The organism is Nitritalea halalkaliphila LW7 (genome assembly GCF_000265075.1).
Classification (GTDB): domain Bacteria; phylum Bacteroidota; class Bacteroidia; order Cytophagales; family Cyclobacteriaceae; genus Nitritalea; species Nitritalea halalkaliphila.
On the sequence record NZ_AJYA01000057.1, the window covers coordinates 1 to 19,370 of the forward strand.

Here is a 19,370-nt window from a genome sequence, read left to right on the forward strand (position 1 = left end):
CGCTCAGCTGCGTAGTCACATCGGTATCGTACCACAGGAGGTACTGCTCTTTGGCGGCAGCATCCGAGAAAATATCGCCTATGCACGTCCAGAGGCTACGGAAGAAGAAATCATCCAAGCGGCGAAAAAAGCGAATGCTTGGCAGTTTATAGAAAAATTCCCGGAGGGCTTGGATACCCTGGTGGGAGAGCGGGGCATCAAGCTTTCTGGCGGGCAGCGTCAGCGCGTTGCGATCGCGCGTGCGATTTTAAAAGATCCTGCCATCCTTATTTTAGATGAGGCGACCTCTTCATTAGATGCTGAATCAGAAGCATTGGTACAGGAAGCACTGGATACGCTTATGCAGGGCCGCACCACCATTATCATCGCACATCGCCTGGCGACCATTCGCAAGGTAGACCGCATCTATGTCTTGAAAGATGGTGAGATCATCGAAACAGGAGATCATGAAAGCCTTTCCGCTAAAGTAGATGGATTTTATGCTAACTTAGTAAAACTTCAATTTTCAGAGCAAGTAAGCACCTTATAAGCAATCTTTTTCGTAGCTATCGTGTTATCAAGTAGCAAGTATCGACAAAGTAAGGATGAAAAATTTCGAGTATTTAAAAGAGGCGACCGAGCCGATTCGTGCCTCCCTGTTAGCACATCCCATTTATAACGATTTAAGGGATGCTGCCACCTTTAACCAGTTTATGGAGCAGCACGTCTATGCGGTGTGGGATTTTATGAGCTTGTTAAAAGCGCTTCAGCATCAGCTTACCGGTATGCAGCTCCCTTGGGTACCTAGCCGCGACCCTATGGTGACGCGGCTGATTAATGACATCGTCATGGCGGAAGAAAGCGATGAAGACGGTCAGGGTGGCTACTGCAGTCACTTTGAGCTGTACCTACGCGCTATGCGTGAAGCAGGGGCTTCGACCGCAGCCATAGCCCAACTGGTAAGCCGCTTGCAAGCTGGTGAATCTTTTGACGCCATTTTAGCTGAAAACCAACTGCCGGCACATATTCAGCAGTTCTTAGCAGTGAATTATGCTGTCGTAAAAGGAGGAAAGCCACATGAGATCGCCGCTTCTTTCACCCTAGGAAGAGAAGACCTGATTCCAGACTTGTTCCGACAGCTCGTAAATGAGCTTGTGGCCTCGAACCCTAAAGAGCTCGCCACGCTAGCCTTTTACTTCGAGCGTCACATTCACTTAGACGAAGACCATCATGGGCCGCTAGCGGCAAAAATGATTGCCCTCTTATGTGGCGATGATGCCACGAAATGGGAAGAGGCGAAACAAGCCGCACTGGCGGCATTAGAAGCACGAAAGGTGCTTTGGGATGGTATCCATGCGACGCTAGGGCAAGAGGAAATGCAGGCATAAGCACAACCCCTTAAATACTACTGAAAAACACAGGCTTTCCTTATCTAAAAGGAAAGCCTTTTTTTATCTCCCCTTCCACTACATGTGGGAAAATAGGCCCACAAATTCACCTGTACCCCTCTGAAACCTTTCCTTCAAAAAATAGTGCCTATACCTCCTCTTCAACTAAGCTCTATTTTTATTCGAAAATCATTAAAAATTATCTATATTTACGTTGAGTTTTTAGCGTGAATGGGGGTGGTAGATTGCTTCCACCGCCCATAAAATAGTGAATGGGTCTCTTTCTTAAGGGATAAACCAACATGACGAATCTTATCGTTTCATCTTTTATATTCTATCTTATGAAAAAGTTAATCTTAAATTTCAGCGTCGTTTTACTTTTACTCGTATCGATGAGCTCCTGCTACACCTACACTGTAACTGTAGGAAACGGAGCCCAAACAGGAATGACCGAGCGTAAAATGAACCATTATCTTATCGCCGGCTTGGCTCCTGTATCTGTTTCTGATCCGAAGGACCTAGCGAAAGGTGCTGAAGATTATGATGTGACCATTCAGCACACCTTCATCGACGGATTAATCGCTGCCATTACCTTCGGTATTTACACACCGACAACTACGATTGTGCGCAGATAAGCATTTGATCATTACCATTATGTAGTACAAATGGGGGGTGTTTCGGCACTTCCCAATTTTCCTATTTCTACCCACATTAGACCCTATGCGTTTACTTCGTTACCTCACCTTGACGATAAGTATCCTTATTCTCATCTACGGAGTGAAGAACATGCTCCTGTTCGTCAAGTACTATGATCAACTCAATGCTTTCGGACAGGGCTATTTGGTGGGGAATAGTCTGGTGCTGCTCATCGGTATTGGGCTTCTGTTTCTTCAGGCTTAACTTCGCTAAAAAAGTAAAAAACCTCCAGTGGAGGGTTTCTGAGCTTTATTTGATGGAGACATTTTCAGGCATATACAGCTTACTGAGTACGTCGACCATATAGTGTATATCTTCCATACTGGTAAAGCGGCTAAATGAAAACCGAACGGCTTCTCGCTCCGCAGGATGCCCGATCGCCCGTAACACATGAGAGCCTACGCTGGCCCCAGAGCTGCAGGCAGATCCCCCCGAAGCCGAAATGCCATGCAGATCAAGCTGGAATAATAGCATACCTGCCAAAGAAGCTGCTGGGGGCAGGCTAACGCTCAGTACAGTGTACAAGCTTTCCGTTTCTGAGGCCGAAAGTCCGTTAAATTTCACTCCCGGTATGGCTGCACGGAGCTGTTCGATAAACGTCTTCTTCAGCTGCTGAATGTGCGTTTGATGTGCGGTCATCTCCTCATAGGCGATTTCTAAAGCTTTCGCCACACCGACGATGCCGATGACATTTTCAGTACCTCCGCGCATATTGCGCTCCTGCGCACCGCCATGTAAAAAGGGCGTAATCTTCTTATCTTTCCGTAAAAACAAGAATCCGGCACCTTTCGGACCGTGAAACTTGTGCGCACCTGCAGCAAGGGCATCTACAGGCAGCTGGCTGAGGTCATGAGGATAATGCCCCATAGTCTGCACCGTATCCGAATGGAAAAAGGCGCCGTAGGTCTTGCAGCAGGCGGCTACCTCTTCTATCGGAAGCAGATTCCCGATTTCGTTATTCCCATGCATTAAGGAGACGAGGGCATTCGGATAGGTCTTTAGCAGCTGTTCCAGTTCCGCTAAAGAAATCCTACCCTGCTGATCTACCTGCAGTAGATGCAGGGTGATTTGGCCTCGCTTGGCCATAAGTTCTAATGGATGTAACACCGCATGGTGCTCGATCGGCGAGGAGATAACATGCTGGATGCCATAACTCGCTATCGTACAAAGAAGCGCCGTATTATCCGCCTCCGTACCCCCAGAGGTAAAGATAATTTCAGAAGGGCTGGCATGCAGCAGCTCAGCCACCTTTTTACGCGCCTTTTCGATCGCCGTACGCACGGTTCTACCATGCTTGTGCACAGAAGAGGGATTTCCGTAGTGGTCCCGCATAAACGGAAGCATGGCCTCGATCACGCGATCATCCATCGCCGTGGTGGCCGCATTATCGGCATATACTTGTCTCATAATCCTCTGGGTTTAACTTCTTATATCGCGTTCAGCGCGAGAGCAGGAAGATGCTGCACCAGGCGCAACTTACGCAGAACCTTTAATCACATCTCGAATGTCACCGATCAGTTTGTTTGCTAAGTGCTCCGCCGTCGCCAGGTGTGTGGACTCGGAATAAATACGAATAATCGGCTCCGTATTCGACTTGCGCAGGTGTACCCACTCCTTATCGAACTCGATTTTCACACCGTCGATGGTGTTTACAGGTTGCTTTTTATACTTTTCCTTAATCGCTTCTAACACCGCATCCACGTCGATTTCAGGGGTTAGTTCGATTTTATTTTTGCTAATATGGTAGTTCGGATAACTCGCACGCAGGCGAGAGATGCTTTTTCCGCTTTTCGCTAAATGCGTCAGAAAGAGTCCGATTCCCACTAGTGCATCTCGGCCATAGTGCGAGGCTGGATAAATCACTCCTCCATTCCCTTCACCGCCGATGACAGCGTCCACTTCTTTCATTTTATCCACCACGTTCACCTCTCCCACAGCAGCGGCGGCATAGGTACCCCCGTGGTTTTCTGTGACATCCCGAAGTGCCCGCGTAGAGCTTAAGTTCGATACCGTATTTCCGGGTGTCTGAGACAGTACATAGTCAGCCACGGCCACTAGCGTGTACTCTTCTCCAAAAGGAGCGCCATCTTCACACATAAAACACAGGCGGTCCACATCTGGATCCACCACGATGCCCATGTCATACTTGCCACGCTTTAGCTTATCTGCGATATCGCGTAGATTTTCTGGTAAGGGCTCTGGATTATGCGGAAAATGCCCCGTGGGCTCACAGTACAGCTCCTCCACCTCTACGTCTAAAGCACGTAACAAGGCAGGGACCGCTATCCCGCCCGTAGAATTTACCGCATCCACGATCACCTTAAACTTTCGCGCCTTGATAGCCTCTACATCTACCAAATCTAAGTTTAGCACATGCTGCACATGCCGCTCGATATAATCTGTAATAAAGGTATGCTTGCCAAGCTTTTTAACTTCTGCGAAAGTCACCGTACCTGCTTGGGCGATGGCCTCTAGGCGCTTTCCCTCTGCATCGGAGATAAACTCACCCTTTTCATTTAGTAATTTGAGCGCATTCCACTGAATGGGATTATGACTAGCCGTTAAGATGATCCCACCTTGGGCTCCTTCTGCCGGAACAGCCAGCTCCACGGTAGGCGTAGTGCTCAGCCCGAGGTCGATAACATCGATACCCAGCGCCTGTAGCGTGCCCACCACCAGCTTGTTCACCATATCTCCAGAGAGACGCGCATCTCTGCCGATGACCACTTTGGCGCTCGGCGCCTTCTCTAAGATCCACGCACCATAGGCAGAGGTAAATTTCACTACGTCGAAAGGCGTCAGACCCTCACCGGGAAGACCGCCTATCGTTCCTCGAATACCAGAAATAGATTGAATTAATGCCACGAAAGAAAAATTTAAATGGAAAATCCCGACAAAGCACCGGGATTACAGAAAATATAGGGAAAACAGAAATTATTTAAATTTCGCTAATACTTTATCTACTTCGTTATCAGGATTTCCGCAGGAGCTGTCTGCATCCACGTTTTTACCGCAGTAGCTGCACGTGCCTCCGTCCTTGTTGAGGAAAGGGTTTTGGGAAGCACAAGTCCCTTTAAACTCGCCATTTTTCAGGAAGAGCAGACGCACCGACATCATAGCGAAGAAGAGTCCGATCAGCCCTAAGGTCAAATATAAAGTTGTCATAACGAAGATATTTTTACAAATTTACGGATTACTTTGAAAACGTCCACATTATCTGAATAGTTTCCCGAAATTATGTCCACACCTGCCCACCGAGACGCCCAGCTTACTGCTTTCGACCGTTTACTGACCATCATGGATGAGCTACGCGAGCAGTGTCCCTGGGACCGGAAGCAAACCACGGAAAGCCTGCGCCATCTCACCATAGAAGAAACCTTCGAACTCTCGGATGCCATCTTGGATGGTGATCCCGAAGAGATAAAAAAGGAGCTGGGAGACCTCCTGCTCCACCTGGTTTTCTATGCGCGCATCGGCTCGGAGCGGGGGGAGTACGATGTGGCCAGCATCATCGATTCTTTATGCGAGAAACTCATCCGTCGCCACCCGCACATTTATGGAGATACCGCCGCCGATGATGCCGAAGCCGTAAAGCAAAACTGGGAGAAAATCAAGTTGGCTGAAAAACCGCAGGGGGAGACACGCTCGGTGCTAAGTGGTGTGCCCCGCTCCCTACCGGCCCTCATTAAAAGCATGCGCATTCAGGAAAAAGCCCGTGGTGTGGGCTTCGACTGGGAAGATAAGGCCCAAGTCTGGGCCAAAGTAAAAGAAGAGCTGGCCGAATTCGAGGAGGCCTACCAGCCAGAAAAAGGTAGCTCCCCAGAAAGCCTCTCATCGGAAAACGCCACCCGAAAAGGAGAAACAATCTCTTCCAAAGAAGTACTACTTGAAGAGCAGAAAGCCTTAGAAAGAGCAGAAAGCAGCAGACAGCAGGCCATGGAAGCCGAGTTTGGAGACCTGCTCTTTTCCTTGATTAATTTCTCGCGTTTTGCGGAAATCAACCCAGAAGAAGCGCTAGAGCGTACCAACAGAAAATTTATAAAGCGCTTTCAGTACATGGAGCGCCAAGCCGCCGCTGCTGGCAAGCAGATCGACCAGCTTAGCTTCACCGAGATGGACGCCTTATGGGAGGAGGCGAAGCGGCACTAAGGCGATAGCCTTCACGAAAGCGAAAAGGAAATAGCGAAAGCACCGAAATATCGCCCTAGGTTTAGTAATTTTACCACATGGAGTATAACTGGAAGATAAAAGAAAAGGCCCCAGCGGCCGCGGTGGAAGGTTTGAGCGCTGCGATAAATGTGAATCCCACGCTATCGAACTTGCTCGTCAACAGAGGCATCGACACCTTCCAGAAGGCAAAAGATTTTTTCCGACCCGACCTGGATCGCCTCCATGATCCCTTTTTGATGCGGGACATGGACCGCGCAGTGGAGCGGCTTAGCCAGGGCATGGAGCGAGGAGAGAAAATTTTAATCTATGGAGATTATGATGTAGATGGCACGACTTCTGTGGCCATGGTTTTCGGATATCTGAGTCGTTTCTATCCGCATTTAGAGTTTTATATTCCCGACCGGTATAAGGAAGGCTATGGCATTTCGGAGACGGGTGTGCGCTATGCCGCAGAGCAGGGCTTTGGGCTGATCATTTCCTTAGACTGTGGCATTAAAGCCATCGACAAAGTGGCTTTAGCGAAGTCCCTGGGGGTGGACTTTATCATCTGTGACCACCATACTCCGGGAGACACGCTGCCCCCGGCGGTGGCAGTATTAGACCCGAAGCGCCTCGACTGCCAGTATCCGTATAAAGAGCTGAGTGGCTGCGGTGTGGGGTTTAAATTTATGCAGGCCTTTGCGCAGCTTCATGGGCACCCAGAGACGGATCTGATGGAATATTTAGACCTTCTGGCGATCAGCATCGCAGCAGATATCGTGCCGATCACGGGTGAAAATCGGATATTAGCCTACGGTGGGCTGGAGCGGATTAACACCACCCCACGTCCTGGCATTCGAGCGCTTATATTAACCTCGAAGATCGCTAAGGACAAGGAGATCACCATCTCCGATGTGGTGTTTAAGATCGGTCCGCGCATTAACGCTTCGGGCCGCCTCGAGCATGCGAAAGCCTCCGTGGAGCTTTTAATCAGCGATAGTTTAGAGGATGCGCTGCGTCGTGCGGAACTGGTCGACGATGTGAACACGAAGCGTAAAAACTTCGACGAGGCGATAACGCATGAGGCGCTGGAGATGATCGAGCGTATGAACCATGAAATCACCTTAAAGACGACAGTCCTATTTAAGGCCAACTGGAACAAGGGGGTCATCGGGATTGTGGCCTCTCGCTGCATCGAGCGCTTTTACAAGCCTACGATCATCCTGACGGAATCGAATGGCAAGGCCACCGGCAGTGCGCGCTCGGTATTCGGTTTTAATATTTACGATGCCATCAGTGCCTGCTCAGAATATTTGGAGCAGTTCGGAGGGCATAAGTACGCGGCAGGTCTAACGATGCCGGTGGCGAATGTGCCGGCCTTTCAGGCCAAATTTGAGACCGTGGTAAGCGAGCAGCTACATGACATCCACATGAAGCCAGTGCTGGAAATCGACGATGAAATTCTGCTGGACCAAGTAAATTATAAGGTTTACCACATCCTTAAGCAGATGGCGCCCTTCGGTCCAGGAAATCCTGAGCCGATCTTCTGTATCCGACAGGCGACCGCAGATCAGGTACACGTGCTAAAAGACAAGCATCTGCGCTTTACCGTCAGCCAGCCCGGGCAGGAAACCGAGCCCGTCTGCATCGCCTTTGGCATGGCCGACAAAAATAAATACGAGGGTGAGTTCATTTATAAAATGCTGAAGGCAAAGAAAACCTTCGACTTGGCCTTCGAAATCCGAGAAAATACGTTCCGTAATAATAGCACGCTGCAACTTTACGTGAAGGACATACAATTTGATTAATTTAGCTACGCTACCAGAAAAAAATACGCCATGATCTTAAAAGCAGAACATCTGGTTAAAATCTATAAAGGCCGCAGGGTCGTGAATGATATCTCCGTGAAAGTGGAGCAGGGGGAAATCGTGGGCTTGCTGGGGCCAAATGGTGCGGGGAAGACAACATCCTTTTACATGATCGTAGGGCTTATTCAGCCCAATGAAGGCACTATTTTCTTGGAGGGAGCGAACATCACCTCACTGCCCATGTACAAGCGGGCGCAGCTGGGAATCGGCTATCTGGCGCAGGAAGCCTCTGTTTTTCGCAAGCTCAGCGTGGAGGAAAACATCATGGCGGTACTCGAGATGACGGATAAAAACAAGCAGGAGCGGAAGGAAAAAGTCGAAAGCTTGCTGGAGGAGTTTAGCCTGACGCATGTCCGTAAGAACCTGGGCATGGTGCTCTCGGGAGGAGAAAGACGACGAACAGAAATTGCCCGTGCCTTAGCGGTAGACCCCAAGTTCGTGCTCTTGGATGAGCCCTTCGCTGGGGTAGATCCGATCGCCGTAGAAGAAATCCAGACGATCGTAGCGAAACTTAAAAACAAAAATATCGGTATCCTTATTACGGACCACAATGTAAACGAAACACTTTCCATCACCGACCGAGCTTATCTGATGTTCGAGGGAAAACTTTTAAAGGCAGGTACAGCCGAAGAACTCGCCGCAGATGAGCAGGTACGCCGTGTATATTTGGGCCAGCATTTCGAACTGAAACGTAAAATTTTTAACTAATGGAAGTAGTAAATGCCTTTATGAGTTGGGTTTTCAGAAACCGCATCGGTCAGATCGAGCGCTTTATGGAGGATCCTGAAGAAGTCCAGCAGGGCATCTTCGAAGAACTAATAGAGGCGGGGAAAGAGACCGCTTTCGGGAAAAAATACGGATTTTCGAAAATTCGGAGTTACGAGGACTTTGCACGGCAGGTGCCCATCCACACCTACGAAGACCTGCAGCCCTACATCGAGCAGACGATGCGTGGGGAGCAGGGGATTCTCTGGCCTGGGAAAATCGAGTGGTTTTCTAAGAGCTCGGGCACCACATCCAGCAGGAGTAAGTTTATTCCCGTGTCGCAGGAATCTTTAGAGGACTGCCACTTTAAAGGGGGGAAGGACATGCTTTCGCTGTACCTGAACAACTATCCGGAGTCCAAATTATTTACAGGAAAAACCCTGAGCATCGGGGGGAGCCTGAGCCAAAACCCCTTTCGGAAAGACAATGAACAGCAGGTCGGCGATGTGTCTGCGGTGATCATGCATAACCTACCCCTCTGGGTACAGTTCGCGCGAACGCCGAGCCTGGAAATCGCGCTGATGAGCGAATGGGAGGAAAAAATAGAGAAAATGGCGCGGGAGGTGATGGAGGAAAATGTGGTGAGCATTTCGGGTGTTCCCACTTGGACCATCGTGCTGCTGCGCCGCATTCTGGAGCTGAAGGGCGCCAAAAATATATTGGAGGTGTGGCCGAATCTGGAGGTATTTTTTCATGGCGCCGTCGCCTTCGGTCCTTACCGTGAGGTGTTTCGGGAGCTGATCCCCTCTGACAAGATGCGGTACATGGAGACTTATAATGCCTCTGAAGGATTTTTCGGGATACAGAATGATCGGGAAGAAACTGACATGCTGCTTATGCTAGATTATGGCATCTTTTACGAGTTTATCCCGATGGAGGACTGGGAAAGTAGCTCCCCGCGGGTGCTGCCGCTCTCGGAGGTGGAGCTGGGTAAGAACTACGCCCTGCTCATCAGCACCAACGCCGGCCTGTGGCGCTATAAAATCGGTGACACGGTAAAATTCACTCAGATAAAACCCTATAAAATTAAAATCTCAGGCCGAACGAAGCACTTTATCAATGCCTTCGGTGAGGAGGTAATCGTAGAAAACGCAGAGCAGGCGATCGAAAAAGCTGCGGGAGATACCGATTCTCGGATCGTAAACTTTACCGCCGCACCCGTGTACTTTAATGGTGCTAAGGAAAAGGGACGCCACGAATGGATCATCGAATTTTCGCGTATGCCCGAGGATCGCGAGGCCTTTGCAGCACGGCTGGACGAGCACCTTCGGGAGGTCAATTCAGACTATGATGCCAAGCGGTATCGCGATTTAGCGCTCACGGCACCGCTCATTCACTTCGTGGAAGAAGGACTTTTCGAAGCTTGGATGCGCCAGCGTGGCAAGCTGGGAGGCCAGAATAAAGTTCCACGCCTTTCAAACGATCGTAGCTACATCGACGAAATTCTGCAGCTCATGGAGAAAAAGGCGTGAAAAAATAGTCCCATCCAATATTTGATATACACCCTATTCTATAAACTTCCCTTATTCCAGTTGTGTGGAAACCCTATTTCCAGTTGTACAAAGAAGTAAGGAAAAGAATCTTTGGGAGCATTTTGTAAGTCTGTAAAAAAGGACTCCCACTGGTATTTTCCGGTGGGGATCCTATAGGCAAACTTCACCCGAAACATACCTGTGGATTCTACCCAATGTTCTGATAGATCAACCCCAAAACCCACCAATATTCCTTCTGAAAAGTGCTGAAGGTTTACGGAAGTACCTGGGTTTTGCAGCAAATTTTCTATAGTATCAGATGCTATTTCTTTAGACAGGATAAGTCTGGTATCTGTCAGAGATAGGCCAACCAAGGGATAAAATGTAAACGACCCCTTTCTAAACAAGTGATACTGCAAGAAGATGTTGGCCGTAAGAGGAGTTCGATTTATTTGTGCGTTAAGTGCATCGATCGATACAGATTGAGAACCGATCAACGCATTAATCCCTGTCTCAAAACGCTTCATTCTGTAGTGTACTCCAAGTCCATAATTCAGACTACCCCGAGGAATGTGCGGGTATCCTGAAGCAACCAGTAACTGATTAAGATTACTTGGTGTTGATGTCATAAAGGAAGGAATGATCAAGGATACACTAAATCCTCTATCATAGTCAGGCCTATCTCTGACCGTATTCCAAAAGGACTCTTGCGCATTCGACACAAACGAGATCAGTAAGGCTATGCATGCTAAAATAGTTTTTTTCATGTTACAATGCGACTTTTACTGTTGCATAAATTGTTTTTTTCCACAATCCTTTCCATTTTTCGTCCCACTTTTGGACAGCACCAATCATTCCTTTTCCCAAACCATATGTTAAGGCTGCGTACATTTTACCCCCCGCTACCGTTGTTTTAGTGGTTAACCCCGCGAATGCCGCTTTGTGGCCTAAATAAAGACTTTTCATTTTAATGCCAAAAGCAGCAAGTCCTGCAGTGTAAACTACAGCAACCGTAATTGCTGCTACTAGTAAGGCTCTAACTAAACTCCTTCCAAACCTTGTTCTTGTAAATCCATTTGCTAGCGCATTAGGATCTTGCAAAATTAAAGAAAGTTCATCGGTAATCTCATCGAATACATAAAACGCATCCGATAATTCCCCTCTATCCGTACTAGAAAGGTTTGTGTCAGATTTAATAACATCACCCCTGTTTTTACAAATGGTCTTCAATTGATTTCTAACCTGATTTTCTGACATAAAGCCTTTTTCATATTGATCAGCTATTTGATTCATCGCATTTTCAAATTGATCAATATGCATTTTAACTCTAGGGCTCAAACTACTTTTGTCTAACACTGGTTCATTTACGAACCCATTTCCTTGAAAGGGGAAGTCCCATAAACTCTCTGGAATAACATTGAAAAAAGAATCATTCGTATTAAACCCGTGGGCTAAACCCCCAATATACCTTTCTATCCGATACTCACTATCATAAATTGATCTAAAGTTTTTGCCTTTTGGGAATTTCTTGCTTCTTCCTGATAAATGTTCATTGCTTTGTTGCCAGCACTGAGGAATTTGAGCCTGTCGAATTTCTCTTCCACACTTTCAGGATTCTTGGCGAGCGGCTCTTCGTTTAGTTCTTGACAGGATGCGAAAAACAACAATCCAGTCAAACCGTTTGACCATAATCTGCCTTTAAAATTAAATCTGTAATGTTCTCATAATCACATTTGTTTTAATTGAACGATGTAGTAAAAAATAAAAATCTTAATAAAAGTCAAGTTCTTAAATAAAAAAATACTAAGTTTTTCATCCCATAACTACGGCTGATGGTTTCCATTGTTTTGCAACAATCTATTTCTAAAGCCCTGCACTGTCTCTACTCCAGGACGCAATGCACCAAAGATTTGACTGACTGTATATCCGCTTACATTGTCTGTGAATCCGAGTCTGACAAAAACCCGTGTTAGTATCAATTAAGAAGTAGGAGAACTTTTCCAAAGTTTCGAACTTTGGAAAAGTTTACTCCCAGATACTCACTTTATACCCAGCCTCACTAACTGATTTGTATCAGGTTTTATTTTGGCCATAGTCCTTATTTCAAATCCTCTTCTGTGATCTCAAAGACAAACTTTTGGTAATGTTTTCTATTGACTACTAATAACCAACTATCCCTATCGTCCACATTGTATATATTCTTTCCAGGAGAATCTGGATAATAGGTTTTTAGAACTAAGTTATTCACTTTAATCTGTATAGAATCAACCCCGCTAAAAGAAATACGCCATCCGCCAGAGTCACATATACTTAACTCTGTAAATGAAGCGTTTGGTTTAATTTCAGTATTTCGCCACTCAGTCCCTTCTTCAAATAAAACTAAATTCAAATCTTTTTCTGTTTGATTTTCAATCAAATAGTCTACGCAATTATCTTTTATACAAGAAGTTAGCGCGAGCAAGATTAATACTACTATTTTTTTCATGATCTCAGTTATCAATTATAATAATACGCTTCAAATAAATTGTTCACAGCCTGTTGCTGACGGTTTCCATTGTTTTGGAGCAATCTATTCCTGAAACCTTGAACTGTCTCTACTCCAGGACGCAATGCACCAAAGATTTGACTGATCGTGTAACCGCTTACATTGTCTGTGAATCCAGGTCTTATCAGATCAGCATTATTATCTACAAGATCGTGTAATAAACCGACTGGAATCCAGCCTTCCATTTCTCTTACTGGAAACCCAATTCTAATTATATCTTTATCTGAAGGTCTCTGAAAAGGCGTGAAATTCTCTAAACCAATCGGTCTTATAATTGGATTATTGTTGTTGTTACCAAAATGTTGTAGTGTCAGAAAATATCCATAGTAAAAACCCCACATCTCACCTACAGCACATACACCATTATTATTGCCGTTGCCACTACCATAAGCACCATAGGTAATAATGTAATTGATGTATTTTATCCAATAAGCACTTCCTGCCTGCCTCATGTGCGAAGCATGCGCCAGTTCATGAAATGTCACACTGCTTACACTCGCAGTTCCAAGTGAAGATGAAGCCATAATTATTATATCTGGCTGGACAAACTTTGTAACTGTTGCAATAAGGTTTAGCACTATGTTCAATCCATTTGCCTTCAATAAAAAAGTGCTCAATTGTGAATTATTGGTAAATCCTACCAAGCCCCAAACTCTTCTAAGCATAGGTGCTGAACTAGAACCTGTGTTATCACTTGCTACTATCCTTAAATCTGAATGAGGTAAACCTACATTAAACTGAGTACAATAGTTGAAATATTGAACCGTTGCATTATTGACAGTAGCAAAACGCCAAGCACTAGAGTTGGTAGAAAATGTAATTGAACGGCCCGCAGGACTACCCTTCCCCCAATCATAACTTGCAGTAGAAAGGCTTATTATTGAAGGCCAAATTTTGAATCCTCGAGAATTCTTAAAAACTATCTCATAATTTACATCATACTTATACGTATTATCTACGCTATAAAATCCATTAGTGTCTGTATAACCACTACCCCACTTAAACCACCTTCTAGTCTTGACTTTGACACCCATAACTGGATCATTTATGCCTGTAGTTGTATTTTGAACCCTAATAAAACCTTGAGGTCTTTGGTAAGACCTTAGATTGGGAGAATTAGGATTGACCCTTTCATTAGGGTCAAGGTTTCCTGTCATGACAAGAGACTCTTCTTCCAGTAGCTCCAAAAAAGAAAGTCCATCAGATCCTTTTAAATCTCTACGATCAGAGGCGTTATTTCCTTCTACTAGCGACTCTGGCAGGAACAATTCTTCTAAAACTTCATATAAAATCCCTTCGTGAAATTTATACGCTTTAGGAACTGATGTATAAATCCAATAACCATCATCTTCTAGATCATCGTGTTCTAATTCTATAGTACCCTGTGCTACAATTTCATAATCCAGAGGTAAAATGGAATACTTTAAAGAGTCACTCATAATTAGCTCCAAATCTTCATCAGATTTAATATGAAACTTTACATAATAATCAGTAACACTGATTTCCAAATCTTCACTCATCCATTTTGAAGAAGCTTGCAGCTTATCAAGGGCTGATTTTCTTGTCAATAGACTTTCAAAAGCTTTCCTCATATTTGCTACCGAATATGGGTTTTCAAGCTTTTTACCAAGATAACTTTGTATTTCACTACTGGGGTTTTCCTCAGAAATTAGTGGTAAATCCTCCTGGTGACAAGAGACTAATAGGAACAAACTAATGATCCCGACAACAGATAATCTGTTGAGTCGACCTTTACAAGCAAAAATGTGCTGTAATGTGCTGTAATGTGCTCATAATAAAATTTGTTTTAATTGAAAAATACGTACTAAAATCACTCTTCTAGAAAAATAATGAAAAACTTCATGAAAACCAAGTCCCTCAATAAAAAATAATGCGAAAAGAAGACTATCAAATGACATAAAAACCCTATCGGACAGCCTCTGCCTGCACAAAACGATAATAGAAAATCGCTTCTGGATTCTCCAGTAGTGCATCCATTTCACTCAGCATCGCCTGTAATTCTGATTCGCTGATTCGGCCAGTGGCCAAAAGTACCGGCGCCCCGCTGCGCATTAAATTTTTCCAATAACGCAGCACCTGTTCGCGCTTTTCGGGCATACGGCGTCCAAATGAAAGCCATCATCGCGTAGCGTAATCTGCTGAAAGCCCGCTTTCTGGAGCAAGCCCCCTAGCTTAACTCCCACATCAGGATCGCCGCCGATTTCGCGCTGGAAAGTGTTGTAGGCCTGCCAGTAGTGCATGACTGCCGGTTGATGCGGATAGGTATAGAATGTGGCATTAAAGACCTCGGTGACCCAAACTTTGCCGCCAGGCAAAAGCTGCTTCCATGTTTCCTTTAACACCTGTAGTGGGTTATGCACATGCTCAAGGACCCAGCAGATAAAAGCACCATCGAAGCCCCCCTGAAGGGGTATGGCATGCGCATCGCCCTGGACGAACTGCACCTGATCAGCGGGCATCCCGAAGGCCTCTCGGTTTAGGTTTGCCTTGGCGATCTGGCTGGGCTCATATTCTAGGCCCGTAATGTGCAGCTGGGGAAAGCGCCGAAGTAAAATCTCCGTCTGTGCGCCCACACCCGAGCCGATTTCCAGCAGTCGCTGCACGCCGCTTAGGTCCAGCGTATCGTAAATAGGCCCTTCGATGACTGCCGCCTGCTCGCGGAGGCGCTCCTGCTCCTCGCTGAGGTAGCCGTGGATGTAGCGGGGTGCTGATGTAGGTTCACGCATACTATTTTTCCATTTTTTAGCGCATATCTTCCTGTGCCCCCTCCCCTAAAATTAGTGAAAGGAAGGGAATGCCTGAATCGCCGCTTTAAGAAAGGAAATTTCCACTAAAAAACGTAGATTTCCAAAATTCCGCTCAGAATCCCGTCACCCTGTCTCCAGCAGTTCACATGAATAAAGGCGGAATCCCCTTATTTTCGCTCCACTACCTGCGGAAAGGACATGAATTCACCAGATTTTCCCTAAATTCACCGCTCTAAAGGATCTTGCACCCCGATTTTCTGTTGGTAAAACCCGCGGATCCACTTACATGAAACCTGTTTTTTCTTATGGCACAACTAACCATTCGCTCTTTTGAAGATTTTCTCCCCTATGAAGGAAAGGAACTGGGCGCCTCCGATTATCACTGCATCAGTCAGGAGCAGATTAATCAATTCGCTTCTGCGACCTTAGACCACCAGTGGATTCATACGGATCCGGAGCGTGCGAAAACAGAGGGCAGCTTCGGAAATACCATCGCGCATGGCTACCTGACCCTGTCGATCGTTCCCTTCCTCTGGGACCAGATCGTCCGCGTGGAGAACTTAAAAATGATGGTGAACTATGGGATAGAGTCTTTGCGCTTCGCCGCACCTGTTTTAGTAGATAGTGAGGTGCGCCTGCAGGCCAGCCTGCAAAAAGTCAGCAACCTCCGTGGCACCATAAAGGCGGAGGTGGCCGTCAAGTTAGAGATCAAAGACCAGAAAAAGCCAGCCTTCACGGGGGTTTTGGTCTTCTTATACCACTTTTTACCCGAAGAGGCGCCTAAGGCCGCTGATTTTTGGCGCCAGCCGAACTAGTAAACACTTAGGCTGGCGCCAAAAAATCCTCCTACGCACTGAGGGGAATAATACATCCGTCTACTCAGCAGCCAGGAGGTCGTTTATCACGACGGAGGCACAGCTGCACCCGAAAGCTGCCGGCAAAAAAGACATCGTTCCGTAAGCCGATTTTTTATAATTCTTGCCGTCGGTGAGCATCAGGCTCTCCTTCATCGGGAGCTCGAGGGAGTACACCGCTTTCACGCCTTTCGCGATGCCCCTGCGGCGGAGGCGTTTACGTACCATCTTGGCCAACTTACAGTGGCGTGTTTCACTGATATCCCCGACACGGATCTGCGTAGGATCGACTTTGCCACCGGCACCCATGGAGCTGGCCACAGGGAAGCCGCGATTTACTGCCCCCTCGATGAGGTGCAACTTAGGGGTAAAGCTGTCGATGCAGTCCACCACATAATCGAAATGCTGCTCGGCCAGCAGCGCTGTCATCGGGAGAGGGGCTAAAAACTCTTGGATGACATGCAGCTTTAGCGCAGGATTAATCGCCAGCAGGCGCTGCTCCATCCATTTGGCCTTCGACTCGCCTACATTCAGCTGCGTAGCGGGAAGCTGTCGGTTTACATTACTGATGTCCACGGTGTCGCCATCGATGATGGTCATCTCCCCCACCCCAGATCGGGCGATAAATTCCGCTGCGAAGGAGCTACTCCCCCGAGTCCCACGACAAGCACATGCTTGCGCGCTAACTTTTCCAGTCCCGCACGCCCTGTTATCAGTTCGGTGCGCGAGAGCCAAGCAAAAGGATCTGTCATAAAGTGAATGGTCTAGAAGTACGTCTGTTCCAGTTGGCGATCGTCAGGGCATGGAGTTCGTGAAGCTCCCGGTGCAAAATTACGGAAGCTTTTTTATAAATCATGTCCTTTGGCTATAGCTAATTTGGGCGGCGCCTTTTTTCAGATACGCAATCTATCTCCCTATGGCCTGCTCGCCCTTTCGTTGCCAAAAAAGCGCAATATCCTTAAATAAGCGTTTACAAGCATTTACTTCAGGTGATTAAAAGGTGTAGGTCAGCATCCCGATCAGATTATAGCCCGCTGAAGCAAGTGGACTGCCGGAAGAGCCGATGAAAAGTTGGCTCAAAACCCGCATGTCGATATTCGTATGCAGGGAGCGGCTATACGTCGGGCTGATGAAGACAACCTTTTCTGTAGGAAAGTACATGCTCGCTAGGGAAAAGGAGTGAATGAGGCGGAAAGGGTATTGCCAGGAGGTAACGATCGCGACATCACTGAAGGCGATATTATCTGCTTGCTGCGGCTCTATGATCAGGATAGTCTCGGTATCTAGTCCCTTTCGCTGCTGATTAACAACTACTTCTGCTATCGCGAAAAGTCCACTTTCAAACCGATAATCCACTGATGTAGAGGCCACCACATTCCCTGGCCTGCGATCGGCTTGTGGGCGTAAATCATGAAAGTAGCTTGCTTCGCCCTTCCAGCCTAAGCCCCCGATGCTGCCCGCCCAGCCACCTCCTACGGCCAGGCGGTCTTGGAAATAGCCTGTAAGCAGCTGCAGGTCGTATCCCCGATGATTGATGGCGCGCATGATGGCCGCCACGCTTTGGCGCATATCGAGCGCGGGGCTAAAAGCGAACTCCCAGCGCGAGAGGGCATCGTCGTAATAGGTGAGGCGAAAGGCATCCGTACCCGGTCGCTCATCGTAGTCGAAATCAAAGAAATTATACTTATTAAACAGGTCATTTGGATTAAAAACCAGGTTGATGCCCCAGTTAATGCGCTGCCTGCCGACCCGCAGCTGCCAGTCCCCGGATTGCCAGTTGAGATACAAGCGATCGGTAAGCGTGTGCATCACATGATTGCCCCTATTTAGCAGGATATGAGAAAGGGGTAGGGGGCCCTGATCGCTGGCGAGGAAATCGATAAAAAGTGGATTCGCGAAAGCCTCTCCATACAGGTAACGCGTGCGCTGCCCTAATCGAATCGACCAGTTTTCTCCTCCGTCATAGCGCAGATTAAGCCGCTGGTGCAAAATGTTATTTGCCGAAAATGTGCGGAAACTTTGGTCGGTACCGACCAAAGGAAGCTCCCTTACGTAGCCTGTAGCCGACCATTTCGACGCTTCCTGTGCCCAGAGCCCGGCAGGTCGCATACTGGCCAAGAGAGCGATTAAAGCAAAGCTGATGAGGATTTTCATGGCTTCGGAGGGGTCAGTGGTCTCATGATTTTAATGCGCAGGACGCATAACATCGCTATGGAGGGCCCCATCTACTAAGGTAACAACTCGCCCAGCTCGGTCGATAACGCGCTGATCGTGAGTAGAAAACAAGAAGGTGATGCCTTCCTCTTCATTTAGCTGCTTCATGATATCGAGCAAGTTAAAGGCCGCCTTCGTATCCAAATTTGCCGTAGGCTCATCCGCTAAGATAAAAGAAGGCTTCGATGCCAGAGCACGTACCACGGCCACGCGCTGCTGTTCTCCCCCTGAAAGCTCTCCAGGGCGAGCATGAAGCCGCTTTCCGAGGCCGACCTGCTCGAGCAAGCCAGTCACACGCTCTCGGGTTTCCTCCTCTGGCCGGCCTGAAGCTGCATGATAAAGGCTGCATTTTCGTAAGCAGTAAGCACTGGAATCAGGTTATAATGCTGGAAAACGAAGCCGATGTGGTCCAGCCTAAACTGGATGCGCTGCCGCTCGGAAAGCGTATCGATGCGTGTACCTGCTATGCGCACCGCGCCTCGGCTGGGCGTATCCAGGCCTCCAATCAGGTTTAGAAGGGTGCTTTTTCCCGAGCCCGAGGGGCCAATGATACAGGTAAACTCCTGATAACCAAACTGTATACTCACATCATTAATGGCATACACGGGAATGGTGTCTTCATTATAAATTTTAAATAAATGGGCCGTTTCGATTACATGCATACTGAGAAAT

Annotated in this window: 22 protein-coding genes; 9 read left to right on the plus strand and 13 right to left on the minus strand. The window is 47.2% G+C overall.

The features are described 5' to 3' along the window. From A3SI_RS14085 to A3SI_RS14100, 4 genes are all read left to right on the plus strand, one after another. Positions 1-529 (plus strand): ABC transporter ATP-binding protein (locus A3SI_RS14085; protein WP_009056934.1); only part of this gene is annotated, 529 nt, incomplete at its 5' end. A 55-nt stretch (positions 530-584) separates the two neighbouring features. After that, positions 585-1,367: a DUF3050 domain-containing protein gene (locus A3SI_RS14090; protein ID WP_009056935.1), complete on the plus strand. Its 783-nt coding sequence runs from the start codon at positions 585-587 to the stop codon at positions 1,365-1,367. Positions 1,368-1,708: 341 nt separating this feature from the next. Then, a complete protein-coding gene (locus A3SI_RS14095; RefSeq protein ID WP_040671034.1) occupies positions 1,709-2,002 on the plus strand; it encodes a Bor family protein in 294 nt (97 codons plus the stop codon). Positions 2,003-2,087: 85 nt separating this feature from the next. Beyond that, the gene (locus A3SI_RS14100) at positions 2,088-2,267 is read left to right on the plus strand and encodes a hypothetical protein (protein ID WP_040671035.1); all 180 of its coding nucleotides are present in this window, start codon (positions 2,088-2,090) and stop codon (positions 2,265-2,267) included. 45 nt (positions 2,268-2,312) lie between these two features. Here A3SI_RS14100 and A3SI_RS14105 read toward each other — a convergent pair whose 3' ends face one another. From A3SI_RS14105 to A3SI_RS14115, 3 genes are all read right to left on the minus strand, one after another. Further along, positions 2,313-3,470: a cysteine desulfurase family protein gene (locus A3SI_RS14105; protein WP_009056939.1), complete on the minus strand. Its 1,158-nt coding sequence runs from the start codon at positions 3,468-3,470 to the stop codon at positions 2,313-2,315. Positions 3,471-3,539: 69 nt separating this feature from the next. Beyond that, complete coding sequence (gene glmM / locus A3SI_RS14110; RefSeq protein ID WP_009056940.1) at positions 3,540-4,928, minus strand: phosphoglucosamine mutase; 1,389 nt, start codon at positions 4,926-4,928, stop codon at positions 3,540-3,542. Between the two features lie 69 nt (positions 4,929-4,997). Continuing rightward, positions 4,998-5,228, minus strand: a complete 231-nt coding sequence (locus tag A3SI_RS14115) for a hypothetical protein (protein WP_009056941.1) — start codon at positions 5,226-5,228, stop codon at positions 4,998-5,000. Between the two features lie 72 nt (positions 5,229-5,300). Here A3SI_RS14115 and mazG point away from each other — a divergent pair, with 72 nt between their 5' ends. The 4 genes from mazG to A3SI_RS14135 all read left to right on the plus strand — a co-directional run bounded on the left by mazG (position 5,301) and on the right by A3SI_RS14135 (position 10,317). Beyond that, positions 5,301-6,212, plus strand: a complete 912-nt coding sequence (gene mazG / locus A3SI_RS14120; protein ID WP_009056942.1) for a nucleoside triphosphate pyrophosphohydrolase — start codon at positions 5,301-5,303, stop codon at positions 6,210-6,212. A 77-nt stretch (positions 6,213-6,289) separates the two neighbouring features. Next, positions 6,290-8,020 carry a single-stranded-DNA-specific exonuclease RecJ gene (recJ, locus tag A3SI_RS14125; protein WP_009056943.1) on the plus strand — a complete coding sequence of 577 codons (1,731 nt, stop codon included), beginning with the start codon at positions 6,290-6,292 and terminating at the stop codon, positions 8,018-8,020. Between the two features lie 30 nt (positions 8,021-8,050). Next, positions 8,051-8,788 carry an LPS export ABC transporter ATP-binding protein gene (lptB, locus tag A3SI_RS14130; protein WP_009056946.1) on the plus strand — a complete coding sequence of 246 codons (738 nt, stop codon included), beginning with the start codon at positions 8,051-8,053 and terminating at the stop codon, positions 8,786-8,788. Beyond that, positions 8,788-10,317 (plus strand): GH3 auxin-responsive promoter family protein, encoded by a 1,530-nt coding sequence (locus A3SI_RS14135; RefSeq protein ID WP_009056948.1) that lies wholly within the window; start codon positions 8,788-8,790, stop codon positions 10,315-10,317. Before lptB ends, A3SI_RS14135 begins: the two co-directional genes overlap by 1 nt. Positions 10,318-10,355: 38 nt before the next feature. On the opposite strand, the gene A3SI_RS14140 is transcribed toward A3SI_RS14135, so the two are convergent. The 6 genes from A3SI_RS14140 to A3SI_RS14165 form a co-directional block, all read right to left on the minus strand. Beyond that, on the minus strand, positions 10,356-11,084 hold the full coding sequence (locus A3SI_RS14140; protein ID WP_009056950.1) for a hypothetical protein: 729 nt from the start codon (positions 11,082-11,084) through the stop codon (positions 10,356-10,358). Between the two features lies 1 nt (position 11,085). Then, the gene (locus A3SI_RS14145) at positions 11,086-11,637 is read right to left on the minus strand and encodes a hypothetical protein (protein ID WP_009056951.1); all 552 of its coding nucleotides are present in this window, start codon (positions 11,635-11,637) and stop codon (positions 11,086-11,088) included. A gap of 778 nt (positions 11,638-12,415) precedes the next feature. Beyond that, entirely contained in the window at positions 12,416-12,802 is a 387-nt protein-coding gene (locus A3SI_RS14155; RefSeq protein ID WP_156810320.1) for a hypothetical protein, read from the minus strand. A gap of 11 nt (positions 12,803-12,813) precedes the next feature. Beyond that, entirely contained in the window at positions 12,814-14,574 is a 1,761-nt protein-coding gene (locus tag A3SI_RS14160; protein WP_040671039.1) for a hypothetical protein, read from the minus strand. A 214-nt stretch (positions 14,575-14,788) separates the two neighbouring features. Next, positions 14,789-14,935 (minus strand): hypothetical protein, encoded by a 147-nt coding sequence (locus tag A3SI_RS21110; protein WP_238531786.1) that lies wholly within the window; start codon positions 14,933-14,935, stop codon positions 14,789-14,791. Continuing rightward, positions 14,935-15,609: a class I SAM-dependent methyltransferase gene (locus A3SI_RS14165; protein WP_009056955.1), complete on the minus strand. Its 675-nt coding sequence runs from the start codon at positions 15,607-15,609 to the stop codon at positions 14,935-14,937. Before A3SI_RS14165 ends, A3SI_RS21110 begins: the two co-directional genes overlap by 1 nt. A gap of 326 nt (positions 15,610-15,935) precedes the next feature. On the opposite strand from A3SI_RS14165, the gene A3SI_RS14170 reads away from it, so the two are divergent. Beyond that, on the plus strand, positions 15,936-16,445 hold the full coding sequence (locus A3SI_RS14170; RefSeq protein WP_009056956.1) for a MaoC family dehydratase: 510 nt from the start codon (positions 15,936-15,938) through the stop codon (positions 16,443-16,445). Positions 16,446-16,505: 60 nt separating this feature from the next. On the opposite strand, the gene A3SI_RS14175 is transcribed toward A3SI_RS14170, so the two are convergent. The 4 genes from A3SI_RS14175 to A3SI_RS23585 form a co-directional block, all read right to left on the minus strand. Continuing rightward, positions 16,506-17,219 (minus strand): tRNA threonylcarbamoyladenosine dehydratase, encoded by a 714-nt coding sequence (locus A3SI_RS14175; RefSeq protein WP_238531787.1) that lies wholly within the window; start codon positions 17,217-17,219, stop codon positions 16,506-16,508. 258 nt (positions 17,220-17,477) lie between these two features. Beyond that, positions 17,478-18,638 carry a hypothetical protein gene (locus tag A3SI_RS14180; protein WP_009056961.1) on the minus strand — a complete coding sequence of 387 codons (1,161 nt, stop codon included), beginning with the start codon at positions 18,636-18,638 and terminating at the stop codon, positions 17,478-17,480. Positions 18,639-18,668: 30 nt separating this feature from the next. Continuing rightward, complete coding sequence (locus tag A3SI_RS23580) at positions 18,669-18,992, minus strand: ATP-binding cassette domain-containing protein (RefSeq protein WP_238531788.1); 324 nt, start codon at positions 18,990-18,992, stop codon at positions 18,669-18,671. After that, on the minus strand, positions 18,989-19,360 hold the full coding sequence (locus A3SI_RS23585; RefSeq protein WP_238531789.1) for an ABC transporter ATP-binding protein: 372 nt from the start codon (positions 19,358-19,360) through the stop codon (positions 18,989-18,991). The genes A3SI_RS23580 and A3SI_RS23585 overlap by 4 nt, the downstream gene beginning before the upstream one ends. Between the last annotated feature and the right edge of the window lie 10 nt (positions 19,361-19,370).

Excerpts from the sequence above, each read along its gene's own strand:
- A3SI_RS14090 (WP_009056935.1), top strand. The coding sequence starts at position 585 with ATGAAAAATTTCGAGTATTTAAAAGAGGCGACCGAGCCGATTCGTGCC.
- A3SI_RS14095 (WP_040671034.1), top strand. The coding sequence starts at position 1,709 with ATGAAAAAGTTAATCTTAAATTTCAGCGTCGTTTTACTTTTACTCGTA.
- A3SI_RS14100 (WP_040671035.1), top strand. The coding sequence starts at position 2,088 with ATGCGTTTACTTCGTTACCTCACCTTGACGATAAGTATCCTTATTCTC.
- A3SI_RS14105 (WP_009056939.1), bottom strand. The coding sequence starts at position 3,470 with ATGAGACAAGTATATGCCGATAATGCGGCCACCACGGCGATGGATGAT.
- A3SI_RS14115 (WP_009056941.1), bottom strand. The coding sequence starts at position 5,228 with ATGACAACTTTATATTTGACCTTAGGGCTGATCGGACTCTTCTTCGCT.
- mazG (WP_009056942.1), top strand. The coding sequence starts at position 5,301 with ATGTCCACACCTGCCCACCGAGACGCCCAGCTTACTGCTTTCGACCGT.
- recJ (WP_009056943.1), top strand. The coding sequence starts at position 6,290 with ATGGAGTATAACTGGAAGATAAAAGAAAAGGCCCCAGCGGCCGCGGTG.
- lptB (WP_009056946.1), top strand. The coding sequence starts at position 8,051 with ATGATCTTAAAAGCAGAACATCTGGTTAAAATCTATAAAGGCCGCAGG.
- A3SI_RS14135 (WP_009056948.1), top strand. The coding sequence starts at position 8,788 with ATGGAAGTAGTAAATGCCTTTATGAGTTGGGTTTTCAGAAACCGCATC.
- A3SI_RS14140 (WP_009056950.1), bottom strand. The coding sequence starts at position 11,084 with ATGAAAAAAACTATTTTAGCATGCATAGCCTTACTGATCTCGTTTGTG.
- A3SI_RS14145 (WP_009056951.1), bottom strand. The coding sequence starts at position 11,637 with ATGCATATTGATCAATTTGAAAATGCGATGAATCAAATAGCTGATCAA.
- A3SI_RS14155 (WP_156810320.1), bottom strand. The coding sequence starts at position 12,802 with ATGAAAAAAATAGTAGTATTAATCTTGCTCGCGCTAACTTCTTGTATA.
- A3SI_RS21110 (WP_238531786.1), bottom strand. The coding sequence starts at position 14,935 with ATGCGCAGCGGGGCGCCGGTACTTTTGGCCACTGGCCGAATCAGCGAA.
- A3SI_RS14165 (WP_009056955.1), bottom strand. The coding sequence starts at position 15,609 with ATGCGTGAACCTACATCAGCACCCCGCTACATCCACGGCTACCTCAGC.
- A3SI_RS14170 (WP_009056956.1), top strand. The coding sequence starts at position 15,936 with ATGGCACAACTAACCATTCGCTCTTTTGAAGATTTTCTCCCCTATGAA.
- A3SI_RS14180 (WP_009056961.1), bottom strand. The coding sequence starts at position 18,638 with ATGAAAATCCTCATCAGCTTTGCTTTAATCGCTCTCTTGGCCAGTATG.
- A3SI_RS23585 (WP_238531789.1), bottom strand. The coding sequence starts at position 19,360 with ATGCATGTAATCGAAACGGCCCATTTATTTAAAATTTATAATGAAGAC.